18 protein-coding genes and 4 pseudogenes are annotated in these 26,280 nt (G+C 39.9%); 17 read left to right on the forward strand and 5 right to left on the reverse strand.

Going from position 1 to position 26,280, the window contains the following annotated elements:
* Positions 1–13 precede the first annotated feature (13 nt).
* From I2D69_RS03860 to I2D69_RS03870, 3 genes are read right to left on the reverse strand one after another with little or no spacing between them, the layout of a single operon-like run.
* Positions 14–1,519, reverse strand: a complete 1,506-nt coding sequence (locus tag I2D69_RS03860; protein WP_118582330.1) for a HAMP domain-containing sensor histidine kinase — start codon at positions 1,517–1,519, stop codon at positions 14–16.
* The gene (locus tag I2D69_RS03865; RefSeq protein ID WP_173769851.1) at positions 1,516–2,217 is read right to left on the reverse strand and encodes a response regulator transcription factor; all 702 of its coding nucleotides are present in this window, start codon (positions 2,215–2,217) and stop codon (positions 1,516–1,518) included. Before I2D69_RS03865 ends, I2D69_RS03860 begins: the two co-directional genes overlap by 4 nt.
* Before the next feature lie 22 nt (positions 2,218–2,239).
* The gene (locus I2D69_RS03870) at positions 2,240–4,621 is read right to left on the reverse strand and encodes an endonuclease MutS2 (protein WP_173769850.1); all 2,382 of its coding nucleotides are present in this window, start codon (positions 4,619–4,621) and stop codon (positions 2,240–2,242) included.
* Between the two features lie 797 nt (positions 4,622–5,418).
* Here I2D69_RS03870 and I2D69_RS03875 point away from each other — a divergent pair.
* The 5 genes and pseudogenes from I2D69_RS03875 to I2D69_RS03895 form a co-directional block, all read left to right on the forward strand.
* Complete coding sequence (locus I2D69_RS03875; RefSeq protein WP_195379428.1) at positions 5,419–6,366, forward strand: HD domain-containing protein; 948 nt, start codon at positions 5,419–5,421, stop codon at positions 6,364–6,366.
* 5 nt (positions 6,367–6,371) lie between these two features.
* Positions 6,372–8,048, forward strand: coding sequence for a 23S rRNA (uracil(1939)-C(5))-methyltransferase RlmD (gene rlmD / locus I2D69_RS03880; RefSeq protein WP_173770455.1), 1,677 nt, complete (start codon positions 6,372–6,374; stop codon positions 8,046–8,048).
* A gap of 100 nt (positions 8,049–8,148) precedes the next feature.
* Positions 8,149–9,447 carry a hypothetical protein gene (locus I2D69_RS03885; RefSeq protein ID WP_173770456.1) on the forward strand — a complete coding sequence of 433 codons (1,299 nt, stop codon included), beginning with the start codon at positions 8,149–8,151 and terminating at the stop codon, positions 9,445–9,447.
* Between the two features lie 151 nt (positions 9,448–9,598).
* Positions 9,599–10,699: pseudogene (locus I2D69_RS03890) on the forward strand (lysozyme family protein); the annotation flags it as partial.
* Positions 10,693–10,935 (forward strand): annotated as a pseudogene (locus tag I2D69_RS03895) (terminase TerL endonuclease subunit); the annotation flags it as partial. The pseudogenes I2D69_RS03890 and I2D69_RS03895, both read left to right, overlap by 7 nt.
* A 51-nt stretch (positions 10,936–10,986) precedes the next feature.
* Here I2D69_RS03895 and I2D69_RS03900 read toward each other — a convergent pair.
* The gene (locus I2D69_RS03900) at positions 10,987–11,508 is read right to left on the reverse strand and encodes a type III toxin-antitoxin system ToxN/AbiQ family toxin (protein ID WP_173770439.1); all 522 of its coding nucleotides are present in this window, start codon (positions 11,506–11,508) and stop codon (positions 10,987–10,989) included.
* Positions 11,509–11,778: 270 nt separating this feature from the next.
* Between I2D69_RS03900 and I2D69_RS20755 the strand changes: the two are divergent.
* The 11 genes and pseudogenes from I2D69_RS20755 to I2D69_RS03955 form a co-directional block, all read left to right on the forward strand.
* A pseudogene (locus I2D69_RS20755) lies at positions 11,779–12,039 on the forward strand (phage portal protein); the annotation flags it as partial.
* A gap of 9 nt (positions 12,040–12,048) precedes the next feature.
* On the forward strand, positions 12,049–12,579 hold the full coding sequence (locus tag I2D69_RS03910) for a recombinase zinc beta ribbon domain-containing protein (RefSeq protein ID WP_347708377.1): 531 nt from the start codon (positions 12,049–12,051) through the stop codon (positions 12,577–12,579).
* A gap of 124 nt (positions 12,580–12,703) precedes the next feature.
* The gene (locus I2D69_RS03915; RefSeq protein ID WP_173770440.1) at positions 12,704–15,844 is read left to right on the forward strand and encodes a serine/threonine-protein kinase; all 3,141 of its coding nucleotides are present in this window, start codon (positions 12,704–12,706) and stop codon (positions 15,842–15,844) included.
* Positions 15,844–17,136, forward strand: coding sequence for a hypothetical protein (locus I2D69_RS03920; RefSeq protein WP_173770441.1), 1,293 nt, complete (start codon positions 15,844–15,846; stop codon positions 17,134–17,136). Before I2D69_RS03915 ends, I2D69_RS03920 begins: the two co-directional genes overlap by 1 nt.
* A 132-nt stretch (positions 17,137–17,268) precedes the next feature.
* A complete protein-coding gene (locus I2D69_RS03925; RefSeq protein ID WP_330602557.1) occupies positions 17,269–17,571 on the forward strand; it encodes a 23S rRNA methyltransferase in 303 nt (100 codons plus the stop codon).
* A 20-nt stretch (positions 17,572–17,591) separates the two neighbouring features.
* On the forward strand, positions 17,592–18,281 hold the full coding sequence (locus tag I2D69_RS03930) for a response regulator transcription factor (RefSeq protein WP_008120506.1): 690 nt from the start codon (positions 17,592–17,594) through the stop codon (positions 18,279–18,281).
* The gene (locus I2D69_RS03935) at positions 18,257–19,522 is read left to right on the forward strand and encodes a HAMP domain-containing sensor histidine kinase (protein ID WP_195379429.1); all 1,266 of its coding nucleotides are present in this window, start codon (positions 18,257–18,259) and stop codon (positions 19,520–19,522) included. Before I2D69_RS03930 ends, I2D69_RS03935 begins: the two co-directional genes overlap by 25 nt.
* A 113-nt stretch (positions 19,523–19,635) precedes the next feature.
* Positions 19,636–20,310 carry an ABC transporter ATP-binding protein gene (locus I2D69_RS03940; protein WP_173769329.1) on the forward strand — a complete coding sequence of 225 codons (675 nt, stop codon included), beginning with the start codon at positions 19,636–19,638 and terminating at the stop codon, positions 20,308–20,310.
* Positions 20,307–22,736, forward strand: coding sequence for an ABC transporter permease (locus tag I2D69_RS03945; RefSeq protein ID WP_173769328.1), 2,430 nt, complete (start codon positions 20,307–20,309; stop codon positions 22,734–22,736). The genes I2D69_RS03940 and I2D69_RS03945 overlap by 4 nt, the downstream gene beginning before the upstream one ends.
* Before the next feature lie 133 nt (positions 22,737–22,869).
* Positions 22,870–23,241, forward strand: coding sequence for a TnpV protein (locus I2D69_RS03950; RefSeq protein WP_173769327.1), 372 nt, complete (start codon positions 22,870–22,872; stop codon positions 23,239–23,241).
* 318 nt (positions 23,242–23,559) lie between these two features.
* Positions 23,560–24,321 (forward strand): helix-turn-helix transcriptional regulator, encoded by a 762-nt coding sequence (locus tag I2D69_RS03955; protein WP_173769326.1) that lies wholly within the window; start codon positions 23,560–23,562, stop codon positions 24,319–24,321.
* Positions 24,322–24,392: 71 nt separating this feature from the next.
* On the opposite strand, the pseudogene I2D69_RS19970 reads toward I2D69_RS03955, so the two are convergent.
* Positions 24,393–24,674: pseudogene (locus I2D69_RS19970) on the reverse strand (plasmid segregation actin-type ATPase ParM); the annotation flags it as partial.
* A 65-nt stretch (positions 24,675–24,739) separates the two neighbouring features.
* Between I2D69_RS19970 and I2D69_RS03965 the strand changes: the two are divergent.
* Positions 24,740–25,819 carry an ROK family transcriptional regulator gene (locus I2D69_RS03965; RefSeq protein WP_330634115.1) on the forward strand — a complete coding sequence of 360 codons (1,080 nt, stop codon included), beginning with the start codon at positions 24,740–24,742 and terminating at the stop codon, positions 25,817–25,819.
* The last annotated feature ends 461 nt before the right edge of the window (positions 25,820–26,280 follow it).

Consider the following 26,280-nt stretch of genomic DNA (forward strand, 5'->3'; position numbering starts at 1 on the left):
ATTGCTGAATAATTTATTTTGCTTTCTTTAAAGTAAAAATGAATTCTGTTCCAACACCTTCCGTGCTGATCACATTTATATTCTGATTATGAGCTTTGATGATCTCTTTCACAATAGAAAGCCCAAGTCCTGTACCTTTCCGGTCTTTTCCGCGGGAGGTATCTGTCTTGTAGAATCTGTCCCACACCTTGGACAGGCTGTCCTTGGGGATTCCTACTCCGTGATCCTTCACAGAAACGAAAACCTTATCATTTTTTACGGATGTTTCGATGTTGATCGAGGAATTGTCATTACTGAATTTGATTGCATTGTCCAATAAATTGTACAGTACCTGCTGGATCTGTTCCATATCTGCCTCTACGAACAGCTCTCTTCCGGAAAGCAGCAGTTCCAGGTCAATATTCTTTTTGGAACAGATTACCTCAAACGTATTGGCAGTATTTTTGATCACATCATTAATATCAAATTTGCGGATATTCATCATCCGTTTCCGTTCATCCAGATCATTCAGCACCAGAAGGCTCCGCGTCAGTTTTTCCAGACGGTCAGCTTCATGGGAAATGATATTTAAATATTTGTCCTGCAATTCCGGGGGGATGGTGCCATCCAGAATTGCCTCCACATATCCTTTGATGGAAGTCAGAGGAGAGCGGAAATCGTGGGAAACATTGGCAATAAAGGTGCGCTGGTATTCTCCGTTCTGGTTGATCCTGTCTGCCATGTAGTTCAGGGTTTTGGCAAGATAGCCCATTTCGTCCTCGGATTTCACTGGAATGCGATAACTCAGATCTCCGTTGGCATATTCGGAAGCCCCCTTGATGATCTGCTGCATTGGAGTATGGATCCATTTCTGATAGCAGAGAAGGAGCAGTCCGCACAAGGCATACACGGCAAAAAAAACCATCTGAAGAATTCCAAGAAGACCGCTTCGTTTCTGATAAAGCTGCTGCATGTCATAATGGTAGGTAACATAGCCTTCTGTTACACCGGAATTTTCCACCGATATCATCACATTAAGATGGGGACTGGAAAAATAGCCATAAAAATTACTGATCTGATATTGGGTATTAAGCCAGAAGTCCAGATCAGAATAGGGGATGGAAATTGTGTTTGCAGCAGAGAATTTTTCAGAGGATGTTCCATTCTCTGGGATTTTATCTGTTTCTGAAGTCTGAACTTCAGAATCGGCAGTGGATTTCGCAGAACTGACGTTATATTCCAGATTTGAGGACTGCACGATCACATGGAAATTTTTATCCAGGATTAGTATCCCGGCTTCCTCTCCGGAAGCCAGAATATCCATAATCTTTTCCAGTCCTTTGCTATCATTGTCTGCAATCTGCTGTACAGTGACAGCATCAGAAGCAAATCGTACAGCACTGTCATACAGCCTTGCGCCAACTTCTTCTTCCAGATAGGTTTCCACGAAATGAGAGCCACCTGCTGTAGCGAAAAGGAAGCCTACAATTCCAATGAAAATATAACTGCAGATCAGTTTGCTGTGAACCGTTTTTCTCATTCGTTTTTTACCTCAAACTTGTATCCGATTCCCCAGACTGTAGAAATAGACCAGTTCGGATGATCTTTGATTTTTTCGCGCAGACGTTTAATGTGAACGTCTACAGTTCTGGTATCGCCAATATATTCGTAGCCCCAGATGTGGTCCAGAAGCTGCTCTCTGGTGAATACCTGATTGGGTGAGGAAGCAAGGAAATAGAGAAGCTCCAGCTCCTTAGGCGGCATGTCTACCTGTTTTCCCATATAAGTAACGGAATAGTTGGTAAGGTTGACAATAAGATCCGGATAAGTGGCACATTTCTCATCGCTTACAACTGCAGCCTGTTTGGGCTGGAAACGGCGTAGAACTGCACGGACACGGGCAACCAGTTCTTTTGAATCAAAAGGCTTGATAATGTAGTCGTCGGCGCCAAGCTCCAGGCCAAGTACCTTGTCAAAGGTTTCTCCTTTTGCGGAAAGCATAATGATCGGCACGTCTGAGGTGTGGCGGATCTCACGGCAGACCTGATAGCCGTCAATACCTGGAAGCATCAGATCCAGAAGAATTAGGTTCGGGCGAAAAGTCTGAAATTCTTTTAAAGCCAGCTCGCCATCGTTTACAATTTTTGTTTCGAAACATTCTTTGGTAAGATACAGAGAAATCAGCTCTGCAATATTGTTGTCATCATCGACAATGAGGATTTTCTGTTTAGTAACCATAGTTTCTCCTTATAAAATATAGTTATTTCTTAAATTCTACAATGGTAACACCAGCATCTCCTTCGCCAAATTCAGCCAGGTGGAAATCTGCCACATGCTTCTGGCGGCGGAGATAATTGTGTACTCCTTTTCGAAGGGCACCGGTACCTTTACCATGTACGATACGCACGCTCTTTAAGTGTGCCAGATAAGCGTCATCCAGATATTTATCCAGTTCTGCCACAGCCTCATCTACAGTTTTTCCAAGAAGATTAATTTCAGTGGAAACACTGGTAGACTTGGACATGCGGATCTTGCCTGCTCCTGTTCTGGAAAGTCCAGGAGTGTTGATAACTGGTTCGTCAACAAGCTCCAGGTCAGAAATATGAACCTTGGAACGGATGATACCCATCTGTACAAAAAGAAAGCCTTTGGAATCGGGATGACTGCTGACAGTTCCTTTCAGATTCATGCTCAGTACCTGAACGGTATCTCCAAGGGAAAGATCCTTAGGCTTCAGCTCTTTTTTCGGTTTCTTTACGGTGGTGTTCATGGACATGCCCTTTTCGGCTTTGTTTATGCGGTTTCTAAGATTCTGGCGTTCTTTTTCAATGGCAGCAGTGTCCACGTGATCTTTCTGGAATTTGTGGAACATTTTCATGGTCTGATCTGCGTATTCCTTAGCATCTGCAAGAATCTTACGGGCTTCTTCGTTGGCTTCGCGCAAGATCCGCTCTTTACGTTCGTCCAGCTTCTCCTGTTTGGACTCTAACTCCTGTTTCAAGGAAGCAATCTGGGTTTTGTAACGCTCTGCTTCCTGACGCTCGTTTTCGATGATCACGCGGCTGTTTTCCAGGGAGGTAAGTACATCCTCGAAGGACTCGTCCTTCTGGCTGATCTGATCTTTGGCGCGCTCAATGATAAAGTCCGGAAGTCCAAGTTTGGAAGAAATCGCAAAGGCATTACTCTTTCCAGGAACACCGATGAGCAGGCGGTAAGTAGGACGCAGGGTTTCCACATTAAACTCACAGCAGGCATTTTCAACGCCGTCAGTGGACAGGGCGTAAACTTTCAGTTCACTGTAATGGGTGGTTGCCATAGTGCGGATGCCTTGTTCATGCAGGAAGGACAAAATGGAGATGGCAAGTGCCGCTCCTTCTGTCGGGTCGGTACCAGCGCCAAGCTCATCAAAAAGCACCAGAGAGTCCTGATCTGCTTTTTTCAGGAAAGACACTACGTTGGTCATATGTGAGGAAAAGGTACTGAGAGACTGCTCGATGCTCTGCTCGTCCCCGATATCTGCGTAAACCTCACGGAAAACAGAAAGCTCGGAGCGGTCCAGGGCTGGAATGTGAAGTCCCGCCTGTCCCATCAGGGTCAGAAGTCCAACTGTCTTAAGGGAAACGGTTTTACCACCGGTGTTTGGTCCGGTGACAACAAGGAGGTCGAAGTCTTCTCCAAGACGGATGTCAATGGGAACGGCTTTCTTCCTGGGAATGAGCGGGTGGCGTGCCTGTTTCAGGTGAATGCGTTTTTCTGTATTGAAAATGGGCTCTGTGGCATTCATATCCAGTGCAAGTCCTGCTCTGGCAAAAATGAAATCCAGCTGGATCATAATGTCAAGGTCTGCGCGAATGGCGTCCACATTCTGGGCGGTCTGTTCACTTAGGGTAGCGAGAACTGCCTCGATCTCTTTCTGTTCCTGAAGCTCCAGCTCGCGGATGTCGTTGTTCAGTTTGACAATCGCCAGAGGCTCAATGAATAAGGTGGAGCCTGTGGAAGATTGGTCGTGGATCATACCTGGAACCTGGCCTTTGTATTCGGCTTTTACCGGGATACAGTAGCGGCCATTTCGCATGGTGATAACGGAGTCCTGAAGGTAATTACGGGCGCTTCCGTTTACCAGGGAGGCCAGCTGGGTGTGGATGCGGTCATTGGCAACTTTCATGCTGCGGCGTACATGCATCAGACCGGCACTGGCGTCGTCACTGATTTCGTCCTGGGAAATGATGCAGCGGCGGATTTCGGCTGAGAGGGGAGTCAATGGCTCCAAACTCTCAAACATGCCGTCCAGAGAGTCTTCTCTTGCATCTCCGCGCTCATTTCGGGAGTAGGCTTTGACACGGTTGGTATTTTCCAGAAGTCCGGCAATGGCAAGGAGTTCGGAAATTCCAAGGGAACTTCCGATTTCCAGACGTTTCAGTGAGCCGCGCACGTCTTTTACGCTTCCAAAGGAGATGTTTCCTTTCTGGAAAAGGCGTGTGAGGGCGTCTCTGGTCTGGGTCTGCATATGACGGATTTCGTAAACATCTTCAGAGGGCAGGAGGTGCCTGCACAGGTCTTTCCCCATCTGGGAAGAAGCCTTCTCTGTCAGTTGGTCGATGATCTTGTAGTATTCAAGTGATTTTAAAGCTTTTGGATTCATAATATCTCCTATAAATCAATTGCTATTTAGTTGATTAAAAGTTCTTCAATGCGGACGCATTTGGACAATGTGTATTACTCACTCGCCGGCGCAACGCTCCGATGAACTAATCGCTAACTGCGACTAATGCGTTCGGGAGAGCCCTCACGCATAAGTCTTCGTAAGCGCTGGATTTCACCTTCGCTAGGAACGCGCCTGAAATGGCTCGTTGGAGTAATACACATTGCCCAAATGCTGTGTACTGGGGACTTGCTGGTTGGTAAGAACTTTTAACGAAGGGGGGAGGGTGAGTGACTGGTTTCCCTATACTTTCTTGACAACGATAGATTAGAAAAAACAATAAAGTTGCGGGATACCAACTACTTCACCCCACCCGCGTTGTTGTCGTTACTGTTTCTTTCTTCCCTTTCCAGTAACCAGCGATTTTGCAATGTATATTCGCAAGCCGCGCATTTTAGGAGCGGTTTTAGTGGAGGCGAGATCCATGACTTACGGAGACTTAGGCGCGAAGGCTTTCCTGAGCGTCTTAGTCGTAGTTAGTCATTAGCTTGCCGGAACGTTGCGACGCGCGGCGGTGAATATACATTGTGAAATCGCGTCCGGGATAATGACCAACACATTAAATAGCAAATTTGTAAACAATAATTACTGCACACCTTATTGTACATGATTTTCAAGGACTTGAAAAGGAAAAAGTGGGGAGAAATTCATAAAATGTTCATAAATATTTGTTATGATACAAAAGATTGTAATGTCTGGGAAAACGGACGTGTCTTTTTTAGAAAGGGAAGGAAATTATGCGTTTTTTAAATGAGTTACATGAAGGCGACCGGATCAGTGGCATTTATCTGTGTAAGCAGAAGCAGCCGGCTGTGACCAAGAACGGAAAGCCTTATGAGAATATTATACTCCAGGATAAGACTGGAATGATGGATGGAAAGATCTGGGATCCGAATTCTCTTGGAATTGATGATTTTGACGCACTGGATTACATTGAAGTCATGGGAGACGTGACCAGCTTTGCAGGAGCTATGCAGCTGAATATCAAGCGTGTGCGCAAAGCAGGCGAGGGTGAGTACAATCCGGCAGATTATCTTCCGGTAAGTGAGAACAGCACAGATGATATGTACACCCAGCTGGTTGCCATGATCGGCACTGTGAAGAATACTCATCTGAATACACTTTTGAAGAAACTGTTTATAGAGGATAAAGAATTTTTGAAATCTTTCGAGGAGCATTCCGCAGCCAAGACCGTACATCATGGCTTTATAGGCGGGTTGATGGAGCACACTTTAAGTGTTGCCAGGCTTTGTGATTATATGGCATCTGCTTATCCTGTGATCAAGCGAGATATGCTGATCACAGCAGCACTTCTTCATGATGTAGGAAAGACAAGAGAACTTTCTTCTTTTCCACTGAATGATTATACAGATGAGGGACAGCTTCTGGGACATATTATAATCGGAGCACAGATGATTCATGATCTGATTAAGGAGATACCGGACTTTCCACTGGATCTGGAGAACCAGCTGGTACATTGTATCCTGGCACATCATGGCGAACTTGAGTACGGTTCCCCTAAGAAACCTGCTATGGTAGAGGCAGTTGCTTTGAATCTTGCAGATAATACAGATGCCCGCATGGAGACTCTTACCGAGATTTTTGCAGCAGATAAGAGCAAGAAAGAATGGCTTGGATTTAACAGAATATTTGAATCTAACTTAAGAAAGACAGGAGAATGGTAATCTTTATGGAGTATCGTAAGAATGATATTGTTACGTTAAAGATTGAAGATTGCGGAATTGACGGTGAAGGTATCGGAAAGGCTGATGGCTTCACCGTTTTTGTCAAAGATGCAGTAATCGGAGACACAGTCCGCGCAAAGATCATGAAAGCGAAGAAAAATTACGGTTACGGAAGATTGGAGGAGATTATCACTCCATCTCCTGACCGTGTGGAGCCGAAGTGTCAGTTTGCAAGACAGTGCGGAGGCTGTCAGCTGCAGGCCCTTTCTTATGAGAAGCAGCTGGAATTTAAGACTTCCAAAGTCAGGGGACATTTGGAGCGGATTGGCGGCTTTACAGATATTCCTATGGAGAAAATCCTGGGAATGGACCAGCCTTTCCACTATAGAAATAAAGCGCAGTTTCCAGTTGGAAAGTCAAAAGACGGCAGAATTATTACCGGATTTTATGCCGGCCGTACCCACAGTATTATTGAGAACCGGGACTGTGCTCTTGGGGTAACACGGAATAAGGAGGTTTTGGATCGTGTGATCGCTCATATGGAGAAGTTCCACATCCAGCCGTATGATGAGAATACTGGCAAGGGTTTAGTGCGTCATGTGCTGATTCGATATGGCTTTTTTACAGACGAGATGATGGTCTGTCTGATCATTAACGGGGAGAAGCTTCCTGGCGAAGAGGCTCTGGTGAAATCCCTTCGTCAGATTCCGGAGGCTGTCAGTGTGATGGTAAATGTGAATAAGAAGCGAAATAATGTGATCCTTGGGGAAAAGGTGCGGCTGCTCTGGGGACAGCCATACATTACAGACAAGATCGGAGAGATTTCCTATCAGATTTCGCCGCTGTCCTTTTTTCAGGTAAATCCTTATCAGACAGGGCGTCTTTATGGAAAAGCACTGGAATATGCACAACTTTCCGGAAATGAGACTGTGTGGGATCTTTACTGCGGAATTGGAACAATTTCTCTGTTTCTTGCACAGAAGGCAAAGATGGTAAGGGGCGTGGAGATCATTCCTGCTGCCATTGAGAATGCTAAAGAGAATGCATGTCTGAACGGATTTGATAATACGGAATTTTTTGTGGGAAAAGCGGAGGAAGTGCTTCCAGAGCAGTTTGCCCGCACTGGTGAGCGTGCTGACGTGATTGTAGTAGACCCGCCGAGAAAAGGCTGCGACGAGACCTTGCTTTCTACCATTATCGAAATGCAGCCTGACCGGGTAGTTTACGTAAGCTGCGACAGCGCAACTCTGGCACGGGATTTGAAGTATCTTTGTGAAAGAGGCTACGAATTGAAGAAAGTCTGCCCGGTTGATATGTTCCCGAATACGGTGTCGGTGGAGACGGTAGTACTGCTTTCCCACAAAAAGCCAGACGGACATATCAACGTAAAAGTTGAGTTTGGCGAGGGTGAGGGAAAAGTTCCGCTTGATAATATCGCTAAAAGAGCCGAAGAATATAAGCCCAAAGAACGAGTGACCTACAAAATGATAAAGGAGTACATAGAAGCTAAATACGGCTTCAAGGTACATACCGCATATATCGCAGAGGTAAAGAGAGATTTAGGCTTGCCGATGTATGATGCTCTTAATGCGGTAGAAGAATTGAAAAAGCCAAGGAAGCATCCGACAGCAGAGAAAGTGGAAGCGATAAAGGATGCATTGAAGCATTTTGAAGTGATTTAATAATGGTGAGCGTATCATTAAAAATAGTGGTACGCTTTTCTTTAAAATATTTGGGAAGTAATATATAAGTGCTGAATATGCTTGAAAGGAGGAAAATGGAGTGAACCGTATTACAGAAATAACAAAGCGAGATATTTTAGATTTATTTCAGAATGGATTAGAGATAGACGAATTTTTTCAAACCCGAACCGTTACTTATAATTATTATGGTCGCCTTGAAGAAATAGATTTTCTTAAAAGATTATATGATTTGGAGAGAATGCCAAGTTTTGATTCAAGATTTGCAAATGCAGAACAGGATATTTGGCAACATACAGTGAATAATGATGATTATCCATACTGCTGGGTTTTTGAAGACAAAAGATTCAATTTACAAGATGGTAGCGATGAAGTATATTTAAAATTTCTTTGCGAAGTATTTCACCCTGCTGTTCGATATGATAAGGGATATTGGAAAGAATTTTTAGTGGCAACTAACAAGCTATTACAAAATGACGGTTATGAGATTTACCCTGCTGAGAAAATATCCAATCGTGATGTTTATGGATGGAGAATATATCGGCAAGAAGATAATACGTTGTTTATTCCATATTCTCAACGAAATGCAAAGGACATAAAAGCAAAAAAGATAGTATTGTCCATAAAGCGGAAAGCGAGAAATCAAATTTATCAGTTTCTGGAGCGATATAATATCGTATATCAAGCGACTGACGAAACGGGATGGAATTATAATACAACAGTAGCTGAGGATGTTTTCAATGAAATAAGGCAATTTTATGTGCCAAAGTGTTATAATGATAAAAAAGAATATGTTGAAACTGCTGATTTGCAAGCATTCATACTTTCTAATTCTCCATTTTGCGTGTTGGACGCAATAGAGTTTTTTGCGAAACATAGTATCTCAGATGACTTTGAACCACAGATTAATGCTATATTAAAACTGAATGAGATACCGTTTCAGCTTTCCAAGGGGAAGCTAATGAATACATTTGATACCCAGATAAATAAAAATTCATTAGTGTCTGTTCAAGAAGTAGGACTGAAAGAGTTATTACAAGAGGCTTCAAAATATTATGATGAAAACAATTTGCAAATTGCAGTGGAGAAACTTTGGGATGCATTTGAGAGACTAAAGACATATTACTGCTCATCGACTGTAGATAAGAAGAAATCGGTTAATAAGATTATAATGGATATGGGTAATAATCAACAGCCGTTTTTAGAATTATTTGAAAAGGAATTTCATGAGCTTACCATACTTGGCAATAATTTTAGAATTCGACACCATGAAACAACAAAAACGGATATTCAGGATAAAAGGCATTATGAATATTTTTATAAACGTTGCCTGTCTTTAATTTCAACCGCAATCCAGTATTTAGATGGAAGAAATTTATGATAGGAATGAGTTTTTATCAAAATCTCCCAGTTATAGATTTGTATATTATTTTTCCGAAACTTATAATGAAGCTAAAGAAGTGGAGGTGTGCTTATGAGAGAGAAATTTAATCATCTATATTTGGATAGCCACGAAAGAAAACTTTTGATACATAGCCTTGTATGTGGGGATAAAGGAAAAAGCGGAACAGGGATATTATTCTGATGAAAACTCTGTCACAGAATATGCTGCGGACAGGATTTCTTTTGCGGCAGACCGTGTAAAGGACGAAGGTATCCACCAGTTCAATAAGCAGGGGCAAAAGGCAGTCAAGACAACGCAGGAGAATATCGGTAAGACAAAAGATAAAATAACCGATTTCAAGCAAAGTCGGGCTGTCAAAGCCGCAGAACAGAAAGCAGTACAGAATATGTCAGAACAACACGGCTTGCAGATCCGTCACGGGGCTGCAAGCCGTTCCGCTGCCCCCGATGTTTCCCAGACAGCAAAATCGCAGTTGATAAAGACCCGACAGCAGGGGCAAAAAATGATTAAGAGCACAGCACGAAATGCAGAAAAAGCGGTGAAAACAACTGCTAAGGGAACAGTCAAGACTACCGAAAAGGGAATTAAAACCGCACAGGCAACTTCTAAGGCGGCAATCAAAACGACGGAAACCTCGGTAAAAACGGCACAGGCGGAAAAAGCTTCTGCGAAAACTGCCCAAAAGGCATCACAGGCGGCAAAAGCCACCGCAAAGGCAACCGCCGAAGCCACCAAAGCGACAGTCAGAGCAACCATAGCTGCGGTCAAGGCGATTATTGCAGGAACAAAAGCTCTGATTTCTGCTATAATTGCAGGCGGTTGGATTGCAGTTGTGATTATTCTCATTGTTGTTCTGCTCGGCTGTGCTGTTTCCCTGTTTGGCGGCGGAAGCGGGAGCAACGCTTATACCCCTGTCAGTGCGGAGGTGGAAGCCTATGAGCCTTTGATACAGAAATATGCCAAACAATACGGTATTCCTGAATATGTGGAGCTTATCAAGGCGGTTATGATGCAGGAGTCTGGCGGGCGTGGACTTGACCCCATGCAGGCGGCTGAAGGCAGCTTTAACACAAGGTATCCCCACGAGCCGAATGGGATTAAAGACCCAGAATATTCGATTGAGTGCGGTGTGCAGGAATTAAAGGCAGCCCTTATCTCTGCTGAGGTAGAAAAACCGATTGATATGGAGCATATCAAACTTGCCTTGCAGGGTGATAACTTCGGCAACTTATGAAGCTGACACTTGAGGAGCGAATTGCCCACGGTGGACATAAGGTTCTCCGGTGGATGATGGATAATGTGTATGTCAGACAAGACCCTGCCGGAAATATCAAAATGGATAAGGAAAAATCTACGGAAAAAATCGATGCAGCAGTAGAAACCGTTATGGCACTTGACCGTGCAATTCGTAATCAGGGCAGCGAGGGAAGTGTATATGATGGCAGGGGAATTCTTGTTTTTTAAGAAAGAAAACCTCTCCGGCAGATGGAGAGGTTTGAATGATCATGGTTTTGTTTATGTATCGGAATAAGAACTGCATTTTTCTTCCAGCATTTTGAAATTACAGCATCTTGCAGCAAGGGAAGAATCCGGCTTGGCAATGCACTTCTGGTATAATTTCAGGGCTTTGTTTTGCAGAGTGTCCTGAACATTGTCAATCAGGGCTTTTTCTTTCTGGAGAAGGTAAACATAGTCGGTTTTTTCCTTTTCGTTGCTGAAAGAACGGAAACTTTCTACCTGATTATATTTTAACTGAGTAAGGCAGTTATCAGGAACCGGAATCATATTATTGATATTCAATACAGCATAAAGATATCCGGTGGATTCATCCTGGAGTTTGTGGAAATCCAGACTGTTGGACATCTTCTGATGTTTCGGTTTTGCAGAGGAAATAGGAACATAGTAGTGGAAATCTCCGATAGTAAGAAGAATTCCCACATGGAGTTTCAAACGTTCCCCATACTCCACATATCCGACATGGGAATCAAACTGTGTCAGGTAATTTATATATTTTTTATCGACAACGTACCAATCCATAGAGCCTCCTGAAAAGTAAAAAAGCGGGTGGATTACTCCACCCACTGCTGTTAACCGATTGTTTTAATTGGACAATCTAACCGCTTTTAAACGAGCATTTTAACTGGACGCTCTAACCGCTGCACAGATATTTCTATCTGTGTTTTTATTATATGCAATTTACAGCAAAAAATCAATGCCTTTAATTGCTAAAATTTTATGAACTTTTTTCGATATCTATGGAATCAATTTTATCACAGACAGGAACAAAAAGAAAGAGAGGGATAGCAGATGGGTATAAAAAGTTTGCTTGGTTTCGGTCAGGCGAGGGATAAGCCTGTACGGAATTACAGTAATGGTGAGTATTCGTTCAATTTCGGACGAAGCACCAGCGGAAAGAGCGTCAATGAAATGACAGCCATGCAGACTACTGCAGTTTATGCATGTGTGAGGATTTTGTCAGAAGCAATTGCATCACTTCCGATTCATGTATATCGATACAAAGATGGTGGGAAGGAAAGGGTCTGTGACCACCCGCTTTATACGCTCATTTCAAAGCGGATATGGGAATGTGTACAGCTTGAAATAAAACGCAGGAAAAAGTATCTGGAGGAGCATGGGACAAACGCCTATTCCCACCGGCCGGAAAGCAATCCATTTGCATCCAAGATAATTTGCGGAGACTGTAATAAGGTATTTGCACGGAAGGGCTGTCGGAGCAGCACGGGCGTTGACCGTAAGGTATGGCAGTGCAGTGAACGCTACAAGGTCAAAGGAGTCATGGGATGCGCCAACCGTCACGTAGAGGAAGAAACGCTGGTAAAGGCTTATCTGATGGCTTGGAACGCACTGGTGGAGAACAGAGAGGATTTCATGGAGCAGTGGACGGAGCAGCTTCAGAGTGAGAACCTATTGGAAGGTTATCGGGCAGAGAAGTTCATAGAATACACCGATGGGGCAGAACCTTTGACGGAGATGGATACGGACTTCATGCTGAAAACGCTGGACCACATCAAGGTCTTTGGGGACGGAACATTGTTGGTAGTGTTCCTGGACGGAACGGAGATTGAATGTAAAAATGAAGAGAAGTAAGAAAAGATGCCGATTGGGAGTTGCGATTCCTGATCGGCTTTTTTCTTGCTCTTTTGCAGATAGTAAAAGTTGAACTGGTATGGTAAAATAAGATTATTACTCAAAGAAGGAGTTGCAAAATAATATGGATAATTATGAAGTATTAGAAGTAATTCATGCGTCTAGGACTAGTGAAACGATTATTTTGAAAGTTAAAGAAAAAAATAAAAGAATATGCGATAAAGTTTATGCATTAAAATTAATCGGTTCGTTAAATAATAGATTTCAAAAATTAATATTTAAGAGGGAGGTTGATGCCCTTAAAACATTAAATTCTTGCGATAATATTGTAAAAATCAGAGACTATATGTTAAATGCAGAGTTTAGAGGTAAAAATGACTGGGGATTAATTTTATTAGATTATGTTGATGGAACAAATCTTGAAGAATTGGACTTAAGCAATTTTTCACAGGTAGAAAAGTATGAACTTTGCTTAAAAATTTTAAAGGCTATTGAAGAGGCACATAATAACAACGTTTTACATCGTGATATCAAGCCGTCCAATATTATGTATAATATTGAAACGGGTGAAGTGAAAATTATTGATTTTGGAACGAGTAAGATAAAATCTATAGTAGAGCAAGAGACAACTCTGCCGTTTTATTCTCCTAATTTTTCGGCTCCGGAAGTAGTTAAAGGTAATAGTACAACGGAAGCTAGTGATATTTATTCTTTAGGTGCAGTAATTTTCTATATTCTGTTTGGTATGTTACCAAACGGTACAGAAATGATCTGTAGAACTTTGCAGGATTTAGAAGTTCCGGAAAATTTAGGGATACTAATTGCTAAGATGATAGCGGAAGAACCGGAAAATAGATTTCAAGAGGTTGGGACGGTTATTGATGCTTTTGAGGAAATTATTGGAGATAATAGTTCACAGAAAGATACATATTTGTGTAGTATAGATGTTGATAAACTGAGATATTTGAAGAATGTTTCGTTAATCGAAGCAAATACGAATATGACTATCTTTACAAAATCATTTTTAAAGAGTCAGTTTAAGGAGTGTTCTGCCTTTTATAATCACAATACTGATGTTTATATTTTTTCTGGAAAGAAAATTGCGGTTGAATGTATATATAATGAAAAAGATGAACTGTTTGTAGTTAATAGAATTATGCCATTATCCGTTGATAGAAGAATTAGCAATCAAAAAAGGGGTTTTATTATTGATGGCATAGTTAAATTTATAGAAAGTGGAAGAGGCAATTATAGCAGTAGAAGATTAGATAATGATAATGAAAAACTAATCGTACAATTTAGAAATAATATAAACAGTAAAAGTGCATTACAAAAGCAAGATGAATTATTTGAAGAATTATTCGGAAAGTGGCAAGATGGATTAGATGAGTCCATGAAAAATGAAAAGGAGCGAGTAGGAAGAGTTGTTTACTCTGCGTTTAATATAGTAGATCAACAATTAATTTTAACTGTTGAAGAATATAAAAACAATGATATTGATGGCTTGGAGAATGATATGAGTTATATCATTGAGGATGTGGACAGTAGAGGTAATTCTTTTTATTTTGATATAGGTACTTATCATGGAATAAACTATGAAGATGATGAAACGTTACTTATTATTGATTTGGACAAGAAAGTGCAAATGGGGAAAGTGCGCCCATTACTTAGAAAGCATCGTCCGGTAATGGAAGATTTTAGAGCGAATATAAGCGCATATAAAAGGCAACATTATGCAATTCGTGCGTTGCATGATGATAACTACTCGTCTAAAAACTTAAAAGACATTTTGCTCAATTTGGATGAACCAACCTATACTCCATTTTTGCAAAATATTAAATTTAGTAAAGATACGTTAAATTCGTCTCAAAAAGAAGCAATAAGAAAAGCTTTGTACTCAGATAGTATAAGTTTAATACAAGGGCCTCCAGGAACTGGAAAAACAACAGTTATAAAAGAGATTGTGCGCCAAATTTTGATGCAAATAAATAAATTCGATGATACATCGAGAATATTAGTTGTATCTCAATCACATACCGCTGTAGACAATATTATTGAGGGACTGGTCGATATAGATGAAGGGAAATTAGATATCATCCGAATTGGTCGTGCAGAGAATATATCGCCAAAGGTTGAAGAAACCTGTACTATGAATGCGATTAGAAAAAAGATGTTTACAGAGATTAAAGAGAAATCTAACACGTATATTGAACAGCAGAATTTGTTGTATGCTAATATTACTGAGCAAAAATCATTGGATAGATGGGAAAGAATTAAGGATATTCAAGCTGATTGGATTAATAGATGTAGTAATTTAGAAACGTTAGATTACCAAGTGATAAAAAGTGCAACTATTATTGCCGGAACTTGCGTAGGTTTTTTATCTAATGATTTTGTTAAGGAGTTAGATTTTGATTATGTAATTATAGATGAAGCAGCAAAAGCGACAACCCCTGAATTATTAGTGTCAATTATTAAATCCAAAAAGATTATATTGGTAGGAGATCAAAACCAACTACCAGCATATGCAGACCAAGAATTATCTCCGATAATAGCTAAGCTGACAAAAGAACCAAAGTATAGACTATTTGATTTATTGTTTAATGTATTACCAGATACTCATAAGCAAATCCTGACTGTGCAATATAGAATGAGAAGAAATATTGGAAATTTGATTAGTCAAGTCTTTTATGAGGGTAAAATTGCAACGGAGGTTGATGATAAGAATCGGATGCATCCAATAAAAAAATTTGCAGGAAAATCCATTATTTGGATTGACACTTCAATGATGGATAGAAAAGATGAAAGTAGGCTTAAGGGAGGCTCCTATTGCAATTATGCGGAGAATACTTTGGTTAAAAAATTATTGGAGGGCTTTAAAAATGAAGGGGTGCTTCCGAATTTAGATATTGGTATTATTACAGGGTATCGAGGTCAAAAAGACTTAATTAGAAAGTCCGTAAATAATAGTGGATATGATAGAATTGCAAAAGGAATTGATATTAATACACTTGATGCATTTCAGGGTAGAGAAAATGATATTATCATATACAGTACAGTTAGAACTAAAAACTCAATTGGCTTTCAAAAAGAAAAGGAGAGGGTTAATGTAGCTTTTTCGCGGGCAAAAAATTTGCTTATTATTTGTGGAGATATGGACTTCTTTTATAAATTTGATGACCCAGATAATAAGTTTATTGAGATTATTGATTATATTTGTGAACATGAGGACGAGTGCCTTGTTATACCGGGAGGTGAAATATAATGGATAAATTAATTGAATCTATGTCTAACATTAATGTACGGAAGAATGATGGATATCTTTTTATAAAACGTGATGAAATCTATGTCCCTATAATGAAAACAATACTGTCAATTACTAAACGTTCATTTTATTCGCTTCCATTACTGGACGAAATAGTATTACGTTTAATAAATGAAGGAATTCAAGAAATAGATGAATTAGTAAATATATTGGGAATTGATAGAAATCTACTAGAAGTAACACTTGCAGATTTAAGCGTAAAAGATGTAATTTATTGTACGACAAATCGATGTAGCTTGTTGGCTAAAGGGAAACAAGCATTACGAGAATTGAGGACCGTACAAAGGAAGAAAGATAGAGTTAAAAATGTTTATTTAGATCCTATTAATCGGAAAATCATTCTTGAACACGAAAATTATCAGTTTGTTGATAGAGTTAATGTTAATGACAAAAAACTAGATGCTGACTTCGAAGTAAATGATATAGAAATATTTAAAGAAAATATCGATAGTGTTAATAAAGTTTTCCTTGATGAAATGAATATCTATAATGACAAAACTAAAAGTGAGCCGGATGAACTCCTAAGCATAGACAGTATAGAAAATGTTTATGTTAAATTTGTTCGAATTCCTATATATATTTATGTCAGTTCAGAAGGAATTGATATAGATATTATGGCTGTTAATAAAAGGAACGATCCTTTGCTTGTCTTATTTAAGAGCGAAATAATAGAGCAAATTAGAAAAAAGAAAGTTTTGAAGAATATTTTCGTGAAATATGGTCTAAGAAAAACATTTTTAGGAGTTGATTTAGAAGAAAATGAAAATTTAAAAAATGACTTGCAGAAATATAGAAAAAATAAGGGCGATAGAGATGAATTAGAACCAATAATTGAAAAGGAAATTCTTTCTGACAGAAAATTATCAGATGAAGAATTTGAGGTCCTATTAAAATATCTTGCTGATAAATGTGAGAATTGTAAAATTAATGTTTATCATCTGGATGATTGGGCGAAAAGTGAATGGTGTAGTAAAGTTCTGTCAGTCCTTAATGGTAAAAAGCTATCTGAGATAGGGTATGCGGAGTGTTATGATTTTAGAAAGGCACTTTCTATTATTCAAAGAACTATGCCAGAATGCTCAAGAGATAAGGTTGTTCAAGTAAAGACAGAATATTATCTTTCGTTAGTATTTGATGAAAAATACATAATAACCGGAGTACCTAAAGACATAGTAATTATGGATAGCAATACACATATTCATAAGGTCGAATTTTATTTGCAAGTAATGTAAGACATATGTGGATTTTGAAGGCGGGGTGAAAGGTATTCCCCTAGGTGGAGTATGAACCTTTTCGCAAAAGGCAACAGTTTTGCTATTTAGTATAAGAAGAAACTTTCACCGCATGTCGAGACGGTTGTTCTTTTGTCCCAACTGAAACAAAAGCAGGATAATTACATTAATGTCACGATTGAACTTGATGATATGGATATAACATCTGCAGAGACTAAGGCTACATATGATGAGATAAAGAAATATGTGGCTGAACATAATGCCGGCATGAAGGTTTCCAATCTGTATATCTCACAGGTAAAGAGAAAATGCGGAATTGAGGTTGGAAAGAATTATAATTTACCTAAAAATGAAGATAGCAGGCAACCGCAGTGTCCAGAAGATAAAGAGAGTGCAATTGTGGAGGCATTGAAGCATTTTAAGATGAATAGTTAATAAAGAGAGGTGCAGATGCTATGCCAGGTATACTCGTGGTTGAAGATGATGAAAATTTAAATCGTGGAATTACATTCTCACTGAAAAAATCCGGATATGAGGTTTTTTCAGCAGAATCAGTGAAAAAAGCGAAAAGAATTGCAAGTGATAATAATGTGGATGTTACCATTTGTGATGTGAATCTTCCGGATGGGAATGGACTGGAATTTGTAAGGTGGATGAGATGCAATTATAATACATACATTATTTGTCTTACAGCACTAGATCAGGAGATGGATCAGGTCATGGGATATGAAGCAGGGGCAGATGATTATATTACAAAGCCGTTTAGTCTTTCGGTACTTCTTTTGAAAATAGAAGCACATTTCCGCCGCAGACAGGAGAAAACGGAAGCCGGAAAGATGATTTCGGGAGATATCGTATTTATCGCAGGAGAAATGAAAGTCCTGATAAAGAGTCGTGAAATCAGTCTGACAAAAACGGAGTTGAAAATGCTGACTTTTTTTCTTCAGAATCCGAAACAGATTCTTTCAAAAACACAAATATTGGAAAATGTGTTTGATCTGGAAGGGGATTTTGTGGATGAAAATACAATCGCTGTCAATATCAGAAGACTCCGTGAGAAAATCGAAGATAATCCGGCTGCACCGGTCTATATAAAGAATATCAGAGGTCTTGGGTATATATGGAATCAGGAGGTAAGGCAGTGACAAAGAGATATCGCAAGAAGATTACAGTAGTGCTCTCCTTGGTATTACCTGTCATATTATTGTTTGCAATATTAAATTGCTTTACCACGTATGTGTTTTATGAAGATTATAAATATAAAATGAATCTTATGACAGAGATTGCTGCAAAGGAAGAATTTTCCGGGCTGGATGCTGTTTCTAAATTGCTTAAGGATAAGGATATTGAAACTAACGAACAGGGAAGGCGATTATTGGAGCAATATGGATACTGGGGGAATAAAGGGAATGCATTTTATTCGCAATTCCGACATCAGGTTATGGTGACCGGTGCTGTAAGCACTGTGATATGCGTGCTTCTTTTGACTTTTTTATTTTATTGGAAGAAAAAAGAAGATGCGAATCATCAGAAAATTTTAGACCAGTTGGAAGAAATTCTGATCAGATTCCGTGAAAATAAATTTGATGATTTACTGAAAACGGAAAATCATGCAGAACTGGAAAAATTGAATGACCAGCTTGAAGCAATCGGACATCATATTCAGTTGATAAAGGAAGAAGCAAGGGCAGAAAAGGAGAACACGAAAGAAATGGTTTCTGATATTTCTCACCAGTTAAAGACACCGGTTGCAGCTTTGGATACATGTTTTAGTGTGCTGATGCAGAATGACTTAAGTGCCACAGAACAGGAGGAGTTTCGTATCCGTTGTCGGAGTGCTCTGGATGGACTGGAGACATTATTGCAGTCGCTTCTTGAAATATCCAAGATGGAAACTGGACTGATTCAGATTAATAAGAAAAAACTTCCGCTTATGGATACTGTCATATCTGCTGTGAATCGCACTTATCCTAAAGCGGATGAGAAAGAAATTGAATTCGTTTTTGACTATGAAAAAGAGTTGGAAACATGCACGATTATGCAGGATAAAAGGTGGCTTGGTGAAGCTGTGATCAACGTTCTGGATAATGCGGTCAAGTACAGTCCGTGTGGTTCAAAAATATTTATCCGGTTACAAAAAAGAAACGATCTTGTAAGAATGGAAATTGAGGATCAGGGAATTGGTATTCCGCAGAATGAGTATCACAAAATTTTTCAACGATTTTACAGAGGAAGTTCCAAGGAGGTCATGGAAAAGAGTGGTACAGGAATCGGACTTTTTCTATCGAGAGAAATTATCGAAAAACACGCAGGTACGATTACGGTAACCTCCGGCAAAAAGAAAAAAGGAAGCACGTTTGTGATTCAATTACCATATGTTGGTTAAATTTTAAGTGAGCAGAAATCTTACAATTCTGTAAGACTTCTGCTCGTTTTTTGAAAGTGAAATGAAAGATTGCCCTGATACAATTTGGATGTAGGATGAAAAGGAGGCAACACATGAGTGTGATATTAGAAACCAAGCAGCTTTGTAAGTTTTATGGCGCAGGTGAGAATCAGGTCAAAGCGGTCAATCAGGTGGACATTCAGATTGAGCGGGGAGAATTTGTCGCAATTGTCGGAAAGTCAGGTTCGGGTAAAAGTACATTACTACATATGCTTGGAGGGCTTGATACCCCGACAAAAGGCAGTGTTATTTTAGCAGGGAAAAATTTATACAGAATGAAGGAAGATGCCCTTGCTGTTTTCCGCAGAAGAAAAATCGGATTTGTATTTCAGGCATTCAATCTGGTATCATCTGTTAATGTCTGGGAAAATATTGTACTGCCACTGGGGCTGGATGGAAGAAAAGTGGATGAAGCGTATGTAAATGATATTATTGCAACTCTGGGGATTGAAAAGAGGATTTACAATCTGCCAAATCAGTTATCCGGAGGACAGCAGCAGAGAGTAGCAATTGCAAGAGCACTGGTGAATCGTCCGGAAATTATATTTGCAGATGAGCCGACAGGCAATCTTGATTCCAAGACCAGTGATGAGGTAATCGCTCTGCTTAAGATGACAGCAAAAAAATATGGACAGACAATTGTAATGATTACCCATGATGACGAAATTGCACAGGTCGCTGACCGTATTCTGGTGATTGAGGACGGACAGGTGGTGGATTTCAGATGAAGACAATAAACAGGATTGCATATAGCAATGACAAAAGGAACAGGACAAGAAGTATACTGATCATGATGGCAATTTGTCTGACCACGATGCTGCTTGTTATTATCAGTACTGTGGGAAATGGGGTAATTCGTTTACAGAAAAGTCAGGCGGCAAGCTCATACGGAAGCAACTACGGCCTGTTTATCGCCGCAGATGGTACGCAATTAAAAGAAGTGGAACGCAGAGCTGAGATATCTGATATCGGCATCATGTGTACGGAGGGCATCCTGAAAGGAAATGAAAATGGCGGCTTTGTCAGTGCGGATGAAACGGTCAGGAAAATGCTTCCCTATAATCAGGAATATGTGTTGAAGGAAGGTACCTATCCAAAAAAGGCGCAGGAAATTGCCGCAGGACGCGCTTTCTTTGATGCAGAGGGATACCATGATGTAAAGGTCGGAGACACCGTAACATTGGAGTACCGTTCCGGCATGCAGTCGGAATACGCACCGGTGGAATTTACTGTCAGCGGGATTTTATATGATCGGGATGAATATACCATCGAGGCTTCCTATGTTGTATTCGGTTCGCAGGATTTTTTAAATGAGCGTGTTGCGGAGGGTGACAGGCAATATAATATCTATTTTACCTTGAGCGATTCTGCAAATGTATCTATGAATAATGTTTCGCCTGTTATAAAAGAAATCGCGGATTCCTGCGGCATTGACCAGAAAAACGTGATCATCAATGACCTCTACCTGCAGTGGGTATTGCAGCCGAGCTATGAAATGATTGTGCTTTGTGGAATCCTGATCCTCGGAATCGTGCTGTTTTCCGTTGTGGTCATTTATAATATCTTCCAGGTCGGGATCGCCCAGAAGGTTCAGGAGTACGGGAAAATCAAGGCGCTGGGTGCAACCAGAAAGCAGATGAAGCAGTTGATCTTTCGTGAGGGTATTCTTCTGGCGGTTCCTTCGATACCGCTGGGGCTGCTGTTTGGTTTCCTGATTGCAAAAGTCAGCTTCAACTGGCTGGTGGAGCAGGGAAATCTGGTATCGTCCGGAATCAAGAACTATCAGGTGCCTCTGTTTTCACTGCCAATTATGCTCATCTGCATTTTTGTATCGTTTCTTACGGTCGTTTTGGCTCTGCGCAAACCCATGAAAATTGTTTCCCGGATTTCACCAATCGAAGCGACACGGTATCTTGACGGCTCCAAAACGCAAAAACAGGGCAGACGAAAAGGCAGAAAAGATGTCACCGTTTTCTCCATGGCAATGGCAAATGTGACAGGCAATCCGAAAAGAACCATTGCTACGATTCTTACCATGGGGCTTTCCTGTGTATTGTTTGTAATTATTTCTAATTATGTTGGGAATATTGACCCGGAGTACGAGGCGCGGATTGCAATCAACCATGGACAATTTGAGTTGCAGCTGGATTATTCCCAGAATTATGATGAAGCCTATTCGGAGAATAATCTGGACACAATCCTACAGAACAACCCACTGAATGATTCATTGATTAAAGAAATCAAATCCATCCCCGGTGTAACGGATGTACTGACGAGAGAAATCGTCTCTGCAGATCTGAACGGAACAAAATTTCCGGTTGCAATCGTAAATCAAGAGGATTTTGAAATGATGCGCGGGGATGGCGATATCGGTTCCATGGACTATGCACAGGCTGTCAAAAACGGGGATGTTTTCTTTGGCTGGTCCATGTGGATGGAAGCTGACGGGTATTCTGCGGGTGCACCGATTACATTCAACTTTGATAACGGAAGCGGAACCTATACCTATCATGGAAAAATCGCAGGCTCCTTTGTAAGCGCGGACACTTATCTGGTCATTCCGGAAGAAGTATACCGCTCTGTAGATCCGAAAGGGACATCTTATGGATACCTGTGGGTGGATTGTGCTAAAAAAGATGTGGCATCTGTAGAGCAAAGCCTGAATGACCTGCTCTCCGATACTTCTCATATCAAGCTGAACACCTATCACGCAGAATTGCAAACTGCAGAATACGCAAGCCGTATGATGAAGCTTGGCTGCTATCTGTTCATGGCAATTGTCGGTCTCATTGGGTTTATGAATCTGGCAAACACCATGATCATCAATATCACCACGAAGAAGCAGGAATATGGTGTATTACAGGCTGTGGGTATGACAAATAAACAATTAAATTTATGCCTGCAGTTACAGGGACTGATTTTTACGGTTGGCACCATATGTGTAGCACTTATCGTTGGTCTGCCACTTGGCTATGCGCTCTTTGCCTATGCAAAGCATAATGGAATATTTGGAATGAATGTCTATCATGTTCCAATTACACCAATTCTTGCTATGATTTTGCTGGTCAGTCTTTTGCAGATTGTGCTTTCCCTTGTTTTAAGCAGTAATCTGAAAAAGGAAACGCTGGTAGAAAGAATAAGGTATCAGGGATAGCAAGTAATATGTAATGAACTAGGTCTTAACGAAGAGGAGAAATAGATAACTTCCATTTTGTATGCTATCAAGGCTGTCCTGAAATATTTTGCGATGATCTAAGAATATCGCTGATTTCAAGGAGGAATAACACATGAAAAGCACATTTGAAAAAATAGGTGGAACCTACACAATGGGAGCAGACGGAATTTACTATCCGAATCTTGTCAGTACAGATGAAGAACCGCATTATGGGAAATATGGAATGATTCGGAAAACGTATCTGAAAGAGCATCGTCCGGCAATGTATTCTCTGTATATGTTGGAAGACAGATTAACAGAACATCTGAATGCTGTGGACGATGAAGCACAGGAGAGGATGGATATTCTGGTGCGTCAGATGATGGAGAAGCAAGGCGTTACGGAAGAATTGAAAGCTCGTGATCAGATGGTGTGGGTTGGAGCTGTAAATAATATCCGGAATGCAGCAGAAGAGATTGTGTTAAAAGAACTGATTTACAGGTAAACAAAGAGCTGAACAAGTAGGACGAAAAATCCTGTTTGTTCAGCTTTTGTGTTTATAAGGGGCCAAAGAAGCAAATTACAATTCTATAGAAAGTGATCTTTTCTAAGTTTCGGAAGGCTGGTTTTTTCCGTCATAGTTATAAGTTGCCGATTTAATTATTCCATAGTATGGCTTAAAAAATATTCGAATATAACTTTATAGAAATAATCATAATGGGGAGATTATTTGATGAATTATGTGCTAATATTCTGCAATTCTACTGCTGGTCGAGTGATTTATGCACACTCTCATTATAATATGTGTGCAGGAGGTGGATATATGTATCAGATTAGTAATGAAAAATTCGGTTTATTTGTAACCGAATTAAGAAAGGAAAAGAATTTAACTCAAAAGGATTTGGCTGAAAAATTATATGTATCAGATAAAACAGTTAGCAAATGGGAACGTGGTCTTAGTATGCCCAATGTCGTATTACTCATACCAATAGCTGATATATTAGATGTTACCGTTACAGAATTGTTACGTGGAGAAAAAATAGATACACAGAAAAATATTGAAAAAAAAGAAATCGAGGAATTGGTGGTAGGCTCTCTCGATATGGCTGTTAGGGATTCTATTCACCAGCATAGAAAAAACTGGATATTAGCATATTTGTTATGTTTTTTTATATCTATTACAGAAATTATTATGTTAGTTGTATCTGAAAGTTCGTTAGCTGAGATGAAAGGGGATATATTGCTGGTTACAGGGGGAATGCTTTTATTTGGTGCATGGTTTTGTTTCTTTGCAAAAGACATATTACCAACATATTATGATGCCAATAAGATAAATTATGTTTCACAAGGAATTTTTAGAATACATCTAGTTGGTTTATCTTTTAACAATGGAAATTGGATATACATCTGCACAACTTTAAAAATATGGACACTTGCAACGGTTGTTCTATATCCTCTTGCAGGTATTATAATAATCAATTGTTTCAATATAGCTTTATGGGATATTTTGAATAAAATTTTCTTAATTATAATATTAGGTGGTATGGTAGTTTCGATTTACATTATTGGGAAAAAATACGAATAATTAAATTACCTGTTATCGTTGTGGATAGTACTAATTTACAACATTCTTCATGGGAAATATGGAATGATGCAGAAGAGTGGTTCTGTTTCATAGGCTTTGATTCCGGTTGGCGTGACGGTGTTTGCTGTTTTCATATTGCCATAGCCATGATCTACAGCGATGATTTTTGTGTTTCTGAGTTCTCGCATAAAAAATACCTCCGTTTTCGTATTGATTGATTCAGCAGGCTGTACCGGTGTGGTACTGCTTTGCTGTGAGATAAGCATACGAAAATCAGAGGGAACAGTAACTATTTCTGAATGCAGCAAATTTTTATTATAGAACATTACTTTACAAGAAGAATAAAAAAGCATATAATTCTTTTATAATATATTTAATAAAAGAGGGTAAGAAAACGGAAAATAAAGATAAAAAAAATATAACAAGAAAAAAAATAATTAATTATGTTCTAAACAATCATGTTACATCCAAGGCAGAAATCGCAAAAGAGTTAAACTTGAGTATGCCGACTGTGTTAGCAAATGTGAATGACTTGTTAGAAAAAAGGGTGTTGGAAGAAACTGGGGAATATGCTTCAACCGGTGGAAGGAAGGCAAAAAGTATAGGGATTAATAAGTCATACTGTCATGCAATGGGAATTTTGATTACAGCGAATCATATAGAAATGGTATTAGTAAATCTTGGAGATGAGATTATAAAAAAAGATCGCATCCGTTTAAAATTTACGGCTGAATTATCTTATTGTACAGAGGTGGCACAAAAGGTCAAAACTTTTCTGGAAGGCGAAGTAGCGAAGGACACGCTACTTGGGATTGGAGTGGCGATTCCAGGAATTATTGATCAGAAAGAACGGATTGTTTTAAAATCCCATGCTTTAGGTATAGAGAATTATAGTCTGCGCTTTTTAGAGCAGGCTCTGGAAATTCCAGCATATTTTGAAAACGATGCTAATGCTGCAATGCTTGCAGAAAAAAAGCAAAAGTATCCAAATGCGATATATCTGTCTTTGAACCACACATTAGGAGGTGCATTCTGCATAGATGGAAAGCTGTTTCGAGGGCAGAACCAGAAAGCAGGGGAGTTTGGTCACATGATACTCGTTCCCGGTGGAAGAAAGTGTTATTGTGGTAAATCAGGATGTGCAGATGCATATTGTGCTGCAAGTGTACTGACAAAAGATAACAGGCAGTCACTGGATGCATTTATGGAAAAAATTGAAAGTGGTAATGAAAAAATTTTGCAGAAATGGAATGAGTATCTGGATCATCTTGCTGTTTTGATATCAAATCTGCGGATGGCATATGATATGGATATCATACTAGGAGGTGATGTGGGAGGTGTATTGTCAGATTATATGATACCACTGGGAGAAAAAGTGATGGCATATAATGGCTTTGAGCACGATGTTTCATACTTGAAAAATTGTTCGTATAAGAAAGAAGCGTCAGCTGTTGGAGCCGCGAAATACTTTTTCACAAAACATATGGTAGAATTGTAGTAACTGTTCACAGGTAGGAATTTTCTGAACTGAAAATTCCGTACGGTACAGCTCCCACTGACAGGTTGCAAAGCGAATGCGGATGTCCGCTTTATATGTGTGAAAAACGAGAAGTTGTGTAAAATTAAAAAAAGAAATTATAGTAAAAAACGGAAAGAAAACAGTAACTACGGTTTCCTTTCCGTTTTTTTGCGTGGTGCGCCTGGAGGCGCACGTTTCTAACGGGTTAAAGTCCCGAATCCGCCCGGTAGTGGGAAGGATATAGCCGAAGGCAAGGGTGTCCATCGTGAGGTGGAATCTGAAGGAAGCCGGATGTGGGAACAGACTAACCCCGGGCAAATCTCTGGTCTGACGAACAGAAATCTCATATAAGGTTATGCATGAGGGTAAGACTGCCACCCAAGTCAAAGCCCAATAACTACACGGAATCCTGCGTGATAAATGAGGCAGATGGATGGAGA

Source organism: Ruminococcus sp. D54t1_190329_F1, assembly GCF_015551645.1.
GTDB classification, from domain to species: Bacteria; Bacillota; Clostridia; order Lachnospirales; family Lachnospiraceae; genus Blautia_A; species Blautia_A faecis.

Coding starts and splice junctions, on each gene's coding strand:
- I2D69_RS03870 (WP_173769850.1), bottom strand. CDS start 4,621: ATGAATCCAAAAGCTTTAAAATCACTTGAATACTACAAGATCATCGAC.
- I2D69_RS03875 (WP_195379428.1), top strand. CDS start 5,419: ATGCGTTTTTTAAATGAGTTACATGAAGGCGACCGGATCAGTGGCATT.
- I2D69_RS03920 (WP_173770441.1), top strand. CDS start 15,844: ATGGATAAATTAATTGAATCTATGTCTAACATTAATGTACGGAAGAAT.
- I2D69_RS03915 (WP_173770440.1), top strand. CDS start 12,704: ATGGATAATTATGAAGTATTAGAAGTAATTCATGCGTCTAGGACTAGT.
- I2D69_RS03865 (WP_173769851.1), bottom strand. CDS start 2,217: ATGGTTACTAAACAGAAAATCCTCATTGTCGATGATGACAACAATATT.
- I2D69_RS03940 (WP_173769329.1), top strand. CDS start 19,636: ATGAGTGTGATATTAGAAACCAAGCAGCTTTGTAAGTTTTATGGCGCA.
- I2D69_RS03930 (WP_008120506.1), top strand. CDS start 17,592: ATGCCAGGTATACTCGTGGTTGAAGATGATGAAAATTTAAATCGTGGA.
- I2D69_RS03900 (WP_173770439.1), bottom strand. CDS start 11,508: ATGGATTGGTACGTTGTCGATAAAAAATATATAAATTACCTGACACAG.
- rlmD (WP_173770455.1), top strand. CDS start 6,372: ATGGAGTATCGTAAGAATGATATTGTTACGTTAAAGATTGAAGATTGC.
- I2D69_RS03950 (WP_173769327.1), top strand. CDS start 22,870: ATGAAAAGCACATTTGAAAAAATAGGTGGAACCTACACAATGGGAGCA.
- I2D69_RS03860 (WP_118582330.1), bottom strand. CDS start 1,519: ATGAGAAAAACGGTTCACAGCAAACTGATCTGCAGTTATATTTTCATT.
- I2D69_RS03935 (WP_195379429.1), top strand. CDS start 18,257: ATGGAATCAGGAGGTAAGGCAGTGACAAAGAGATATCGCAAGAAGATT.
- I2D69_RS03945 (WP_173769328.1), top strand. CDS start 20,307: ATGAAGACAATAAACAGGATTGCATATAGCAATGACAAAAGGAACAGG.
- I2D69_RS03955 (WP_173769326.1), top strand. CDS start 23,560: ATGTATCAGATTAGTAATGAAAAATTCGGTTTATTTGTAACCGAATTA.